The following is a 6,987-nucleotide window of genomic DNA, read 5'->3' on the forward strand; positions in this document are numbered from 1 at the left end:
GTCTACACTCTCGAGCGAGGGTACCTCTCCCAGCCATCCCGCCGAACTTCCCGTTCCAAGACCGATCACCAGGGCGTGCTTGGCTTTCGGGTTCAACAGCGCGCCGATCAATCCGGCCATGATTTGTGTCCCTGCATCCCCCAGAATCCCGCCATCGACCTTGCCATTTACGATAAACGTATCCTCCCTCCGGGCCAGGGAGGCTTCCCGCCCTTCGACTTCCCACAGGATCGACCGATTTTCGGCCCGTATCACGCGAGTGATATCGTTCTTCTTTTTACTCATGAGCTGGGTCGTTCCCGCCCCGATCCCGGTATGTCTCCACATGGCCGTAGGCCCGTTGGAAAAGAAAAGAACGATGGTGAATCCGATCAGTGCGGCCAACCCGACGGTTTTTCGACGGAATCCTGCCTCTTGGATTGAACGAGCTCCGATCCCTATGGCACATACGATCAGAAAAATGGCGCATGCATTCCAGGCTCCTTTTGCCATGAGGAGGGGGAGAGCTCCAAACCCTCCCACAATCGCCCCTGCAATCGCACCCCCCGTATTCCACGCATAGACTTGGCCGACCTGCCGACCGATTCTTCCGACATCTTTGCGTCCGAGCGAAACAATGAGTGGGAATTGAATGCCCGCGACGAACGCAGTCGGAAAAACAACGAGCAAAGCGATTGCCAGCCATCCCAAGGAGGTGAAGAGGAAACTTTCCGCCGCCGACTGGCGCAGGGAGAGCGCTAAAATCGCAATCCGGTCCCCCATGGCATAGGGGAAAATGATCGCCAAGGCCTCAAGCGCGAAAGAAAATGCGAGCGCTTGATACGTGGCTTCGGCTTTCTTCCCGGAAAAGGCGTATGCGATTCCTCCGGCGCCGATTCCCAGAAGGACGGCCACTAAAATCAAGCCGAACGTGTAGACCGACCCTCCCAAAACGGGGGAAAGCATTCGGTACCACACGATCTCCATAAAAAAGAAGACAAACCCTGAAACCGCGGCGGCAAACCATACGATCGAAGAGGAACGAGCCGCCGTTTCGTCAGAAGGTTCTCTTGGAGGGGTGGCAAAACAGGGGGCGAGCCGATAGGCCACACCCGCCAACGTCGCATTGATCAGACAGGCCGCCCAGAGGGTGTGCAAATGTCCGAAATGCTCTATGCAATAGAAGACGGCCAACAGCACTCCGGTTACGGCTCCTAAAGTGTTTACCCCGTAAAGCAACGCGCAATCCGTGCGAGCGAAGTCTTCGGTTTTCCCTATGGCTCGGACCGCGGCGGGAAGGGTCCCCCCCATATAGAATGTGGGCAAGCAAAGAGCGATGAAGGTTAGGAAAAGTCGAACCGCGGTGGCCAAGAATTCTCCCAAACTGCTGGAACCGCCGACGGATACATAAATTTGGTCAACCCCCAAGAGGAAAATGGGAGTCAGTGCCGCCGACAGCGTTACAAAAAACTCCCACTTCGCATACAAGAAGAGTGGTTGCGGATGGTGATCGACTCGTCGGCCCAGAACAAAGCTTCCAATCCCCACACCTCCCATAAAAATGGAGAGCACTGCGGCGTTCGCCAGTGTGGACATTCCGAAAATGAGGCGGAACTCCCGCATCCAGACCGTTTGATAGATCAAAGCCGACATTCCGCTTCCAAAAAGAAGGAGGGAAACTTGAAGAACGCGGGGAACGGACATGAAAATGAACGAGCCTCTTCTTACCCGCTGGAATACTTCGACCAGGAGACAAAATAAGGCCCTTCGCCTTCGGGGAGACGGTACGATCCCGCAGTCACAGGATCATCTTCGTAGGGAAGGATGGCGATTCCCTGGACGAAGGATCTCTGTGCACTGGTGCCTTTGGTGACTGCGGTAATTTCAAATACCGCATAGCTGTTGAAGCCATCGCTTGCGTCCTCTTTGCGTGCAAGCATCACCTGCGTTTGTTCAAAAGTGGATCCCATGAAATTACACACCACATTCTTTGTGACGACATCCAAGTTTTCAGCGGGGTCAAAGTTTTGCTCATCGCACGGAGGATCGTAGCCCCCTATACAAGAAGAGGGCTTACAGAGTCCCAGCAAGAATTGGATATCCTTGTCCGGTTCGGCTACCGAATCGGCAAGATTCGGATCGCCGATTTCTTGAATTCGCCGGACGGCTTTTTGAATGGCTTCCTCACCCTCCTGAATCAACGCGACCTTGGCACGATAACGGCCCGATTTAAAGAGCCACTCCTTCGATGAAGAGAGCGTAAAAGTTCCCACCAGGGAAATCACGACAATGAGGAGCAGGATGATCGCCAAAGCGGTTCCGGTCCTGCTGTCTCGCCATTCGATTCTTGACATGGAGGGTCGAATCAAACCGTATCACCGAGCATCGTAGCCTTTGTCTTGCGAAAGTACCACGTCGATCAGGTTTGAACCCAAAAATTTAAAAATGATTTATACTCCTTCGGAAAGCGCTTAAATCCATTATGGATCTCGGTTCGTTACGATTGAAGGTAAAGCTTATTCCCGAGGGAAGAGCGGCTGTTACCGTAGAATGGTTTTCAGGAGAACCCTCCCAGATCGTGTTAGAGCCCGTTCTTGCGTTAGAGAAGGGCGACAAAGGAAGGGCCGAAGTCTTGGTGCCTACCGATTACGAGCTGGAACATCTTACAAAAGAATTGTCCATTTTCGTTCGTGTAGAGAAGAGCGATATTACCGGACTCTTCCTGCAAGTCGAGGGCTTGAATTCGGAAGATCAAAAGAAATGGGACCGGCTTCTGAAACACTTGGAAGATCGTCTAGGGAAGACGGCCCGCCTTCATCCCCGAATTACGATTCCGGAATTCAATCTCGGCCTGTCTTTTCTGTCGGGTTTGGAAAGCAAAGGAAAAATCTTCGATATCAGTGTCGGCGGGATGAAAATTCTTTCAGACATACAAGTTGCGCCGTTAGAGACCATTTTATTCCAGTTTCAAATCCCTGAGACAATCACGTCTCTCTCCTTTGCACAGGGAATGTCATGGCAGGGAATCGTTCGCCGATGCGAACAGCGAGGATTCGGCCTGGAGTTTGTCGAGAACCCGAGCTTTCGCGAAAAAACGAAAAAATTGGTCGATGTGCTTGCGAAGCTGCGAATGCAACGCTTGCAGTATCCGCGGTACGTAATTTATGACTTTGGAGTAGCGGGCGTATTGCGCTCTGAGTATGAAGAAGCGTCTCAGCCCGTTGTATTAAAAGATATCAGCATCTCGGGAAGTTATCTTCTGATCGAAAGAATGTTTCCGATCGATCAGCCGGTGACGTTGGAAATCAGGCCGAATCCAAACTTCAGTAACCTGTACGATTCACTGGAACTCCGGGGACGAGTGCTCCGCGGAACGCCGGACGGCCTTGTGGTTACGTTTTCCGACCTTGCCAAGAACCAATTAAGTCGGTTGTCCGGATGGATTGACGAAATTGCGGCACGATACAGGGGCGAAGCCAAGATCATCGATGAAACGAAGATCGTACCCAAGGCCACGCTTTCGGTGGCCTATGGAAGCGATCTTCTTTTTATCCATGAGTACCTATACAACTTGAGTGCGGGTGGGCTTTTGATGCCCGGGGTTCCGTTCGTCAATAAGGGAGATGTCATCAACTTCGTCTTGGATCTGTCCGGAACATCTCTCGCCGAAAATTTTCCCGAGCCTCCAAATTTTCAAGCCACGGTAGTTCGAACCACGGAACAGGGGTTCGGCGTTCAATTTTCAAATCCGGATGAAATCCGGGCTCAATTGGATTCCGTTATGGGGAATCTCCTGCGCAAAGAACCAACTCGGAAGTTCTGGCGTCTCCACGAAACCGCGACCAAACTGTACAGAAAGATTGAAGGCCGTCGCTTTCAATTTTCATTTCGTCTCTTGTCTCCCTCGGTTACGACAGTTTCTCTGATGAGCGCAGGCATTGCGATTCTGTTGGTGTTGACCTATCTTCAAAGTGAGGTCAAACCAAGGGAAACGGTGGAATCTCTCGCCTCACCTCAAGTCGTTCGGGTCGTCGACAAGAATCGAGTTCGAGAAATTGTGATCGGCGATGTTGTGGACGCCACATTTGATAAGGAAAACGGAATCCGTGTAATCCTAAAAGACGGCACCTCCGTGTCGGGAGAATCTCTGGTCGGATATTTGAGTCTTCCGTTACGGGAGAAGCTGGAAACCGCTCGGCAAGATGTTGCCTCAAGAGAGACGGAAGCCAGTCTTCCAAAGGAGAGATCGTCGTTTACGCCACCCCCGGCCCATTATGTGGAAAAGAAACCGCTGGCGCCTCCACCTCGTCCGCTTAAGATGCAATAAAACAGGTTGAGGTAGTGGCGTGTGGCTCACCTTAGCGTTGGAAGCGCCTGGAAAAAGAGGGAAGGGGGCGGTACCAGGGCTCCCCTTTAGTGGTAACAAAAGTGTCGAACATAATACAATAAATTCAATGTTTTATAATTAAATAGTGATTACTAGTTAACAAAAGTATCAACAATAACACTGTGTATTCATATACTTACAAGATCTTCAAAACTATACTTTCCGACGCTCGGCCAGGAGACCCCTCATTCGTCGTTAAGCTGCTGAAATCAAAAGTTATTTTTTCCGGCATAGATCCTGCTCCAGGAACAATTACCCCCCAAACATCGAAACCCTTACAGGAGGTAGCGGGTGAAGGCAGGATTGAAAGTCAGCTTACTTCTCATGACGATGGTTACGATCGGCTGTGGAGCGGCGATTCAAGAAACTCCAAACGGGTGGACCAAAGCGGATGGCGAATTTAACGGTAACGAGGGGAATTCCGTACCAAGTATGCTTCCATTGACACTGATTGGAACGGTTACGCGTTCTACAGGAGAAACTTCTCTCGCGATGGTCCGTGTCAATGAAACGGGCCAAATTCGATATTACGGCGCAAACCAGCTTTTGGAAGGGAAATGGAGAATTACACGTGTTACTCGCGGCCAGCTTTACTTTTCTCGCAATGGCAATGAAGAATATCTAGAAATAGCGACCTCGGAACCTGCAGCTGTTCCCGACTACGAAGAGGACGCTTTTGAGAAGGCCCCCCAGGAAGAGTCGGAGGCCGACCGAGAAGAGAATCAGCCGCGGGTTCTCGGAGAACTCGTCACCCGGACGTCGGTCTCTCGGGAAGAGGTCGAGCCATTTGTTCTCAATACCCCCGAACTTGAGCGACAGCTCACGATGGTACCGAATGAGGTGGAAGGATCGATCATCGGGATGAAAGTTTCCGACCTCGATTATGCGAGCGCGTTTGCAAAGATCGGAATACAAAAAGACGACGTGCTCTATGGAGTCAATGGGATTGAAATCATCAGCCTTTCCCAAACCTTGTCCCAGTTGCAAAACGCCTCCAATCGTGGGAAAATTACCGTCGATCTATCTCGCCAAGGAACGCGCAGGAAACTAGTCATCGAGATTTTGTGAGCGCATCGTTTTGTCTACAGGGTGTTCGAGTATGCTGTTCGTTCGACAATCAAGTAAAACAATCAACCAAGAGGAGGAGTAAATGAAAAGGTTTCTATTTAGTGTATTGGGCCTTGCCCTGCTGGGGGGAGCCTTTTTTGTATCGGACGTCAATGCGGAACTTACAATGGTAAATAGCTGTAACAGAAAATACTGCTCGGAAGTCAATGTCACCTGTGGGACCGGCACATGTCAGAAGTGCACACGGAGCAAGTCGAGCGGTGTTGAAACGGGAACGTGCGACTGTAAGACATATGCCAAAGCCCAGAACTTTTACTCGGGACAGTGTTCGTCAACCACCTTTTGCACCACGGCCCAAAACGACAAGTGGGTTCCTACAGGTGGTGCGTGCGCCGCAACCAACCAGGTCTGTTGTGGACAGCTGGATCCCAGTTGCCAATGTTATACCGGGAACCAGTGTGGAACGCTGGTCGATGGACAATGTGTGGCATTGTAAGAGGGGAGTAACGTAAATGAAGGAAAATAATATGAAAAGAAAATCCATGATACAGATCGCGTTATTGTTGGTCGCAAACTTGGCCATCGTGCAGGTATCTTATGCAGAGCTGTGGGGCACTCGCCAAGAAAAACTCCAGACACAGGATTCTGGAGTCTCAAAGGCCTGCATGGCGAAGCTTCATGTCTGTTTTCAAGGGACCGGGCCGAACTCGCCGCGCGGGCATAACGTCGTTGATTCCATTAGTTTGGTAGGCCAATGCAAAGTAGCGTGTGACAACTTTTCGGGTGTCGGGGCGCCCGACCCATCGAAATGTGAGTCTCCAGACGGAGTTGCGAACTTGGAAGGAAAGAACTGCGCTTGCACCCAAGAAGTCTGTTACAGCCGTTGTGACGTGGCATACACTGCGACAACGGCGGATACTTGTCTGTGAGTACGTAAGAAGACTAACCCTTATCAAGAAGGCCTTTTGTCGTCCTCAGGCGACAAAAGGCCTTCCTTCTTTTTGGTGCGCGCAAAATCCGGGTGCTCAATCTTCCCTGAGACCCGGACGAGGAACTTCGGTCACTAGGTTCTGCACCTTCAATGGTGATATGATCTTTTTCGGCTGGTCCCCTGCGAGATGGATTTAACTTCTCTGAATGTTCGAAGTACGTTTACGTTCGGTGAGGGTCGGAAGGCCGAGCTCGGCGTGATTTGGGCCCAGGAGGGAATCATCGCCCTCGAATCGCTCTTCGAAGCGTCATCGGGTTCGGAGGGGGTTCTCCAAATTCATTTCTCCTCCGGCACCGCCATCGACAAATTCGAGGCGTTCTTAATTCCGGTCCATGTGGTGCGAAGCGACAACTCCTCTCTGGTGCTCAAACTCTCCAGAGAAAAATTGTCTAAGGCACAGGAGCGCCAATGGAAAGAGATGGAGGTACCCTCAAAAAGTGTGGAAAAAGGAAAGGCGACTTAAGCTTCCCAGTTGAATCAAAACTTTAGACCCGGCAAGTGCGCTGGGAGGAAGGATAAGTCGCCGTGAAAGAGCAGAACATAGAAGGAACCGTAGCGTCAA

Annotated in this window: 5 protein-coding genes; 3 read left to right on the top strand and 2 right to left on the bottom strand. The window is 51.1% G+C overall.

Annotated features, from left to right (window positions below; translation table 11 throughout):
• Positions 1-1,683 (bottom strand): spermidine synthase (locus tag VI895_09050; protein HLG19941.1); only part of this gene is annotated, 1,683 nt, incomplete at its 3' end.
• 20 nt (positions 1,684-1,703) lie between these two features.
• A complete protein-coding gene (locus tag VI895_09055) occupies positions 1,704-2,333 on the bottom strand; it encodes a hypothetical protein (GenBank protein ID HLG19942.1) in 630 nt (209 codons plus the stop codon).
• A gap of 224 nt (positions 2,334-2,557) precedes the next feature.
• Here VI895_09055 and VI895_09060 point away from each other — a divergent pair, with 224 nt between their 5' ends.
• The 3 genes from VI895_09060 to VI895_09070 all read left to right on the top strand — a co-directional run bounded on the left by VI895_09060 (position 2,558) and on the right by VI895_09070 (position 6,888).
• A complete protein-coding gene (locus VI895_09060) occupies positions 2,558-4,306 on the top strand; it encodes a PilZ domain-containing protein (protein HLG19943.1) in 1,749 nt (582 codons plus the stop codon).
• Between the two features lie 351 nt (positions 4,307-4,657).
• Positions 4,658-5,434, top strand: a complete 777-nt coding sequence (locus VI895_09065) for a hypothetical protein (protein ID HLG19944.1) — start codon at positions 4,658-4,660, stop codon at positions 5,432-5,434.
• Positions 5,435-6,552: 1,118 nt separating this feature from the next.
• Positions 6,553-6,888: a hypothetical protein gene (locus VI895_09070; protein ID HLG19945.1), complete on the top strand. Its 336-nt coding sequence runs from the start codon at positions 6,553-6,555 to the stop codon at positions 6,886-6,888.
• Positions 6,889-6,987 lie beyond the last annotated feature (99 nt).

The sequence above is a fragment of the Bdellovibrionota bacterium genome (genome assembly GCA_035292885.1).
In the GTDB taxonomy this organism is placed as follows: Bacteria; Bdellovibrionota_G; JALEGL01; order JALEGL01; family DATDPG01; genus DATDPG01.

Bases quoted from the DNA above. Each gene is read 5' to 3' on its own strand.
- VI895_09055 (HLG19942.1), bottom strand. From the start codon at position 2,333: ATGTCAAGAATCGAATGGCGAGACAGCAGGACCGGAACCGCTTTGGCG.
- VI895_09070 (HLG19945.1), top strand. From the start codon at position 6,553: ATGGATTTAACTTCTCTGAATGTTCGAAGTACGTTTACGTTCGGTGAG.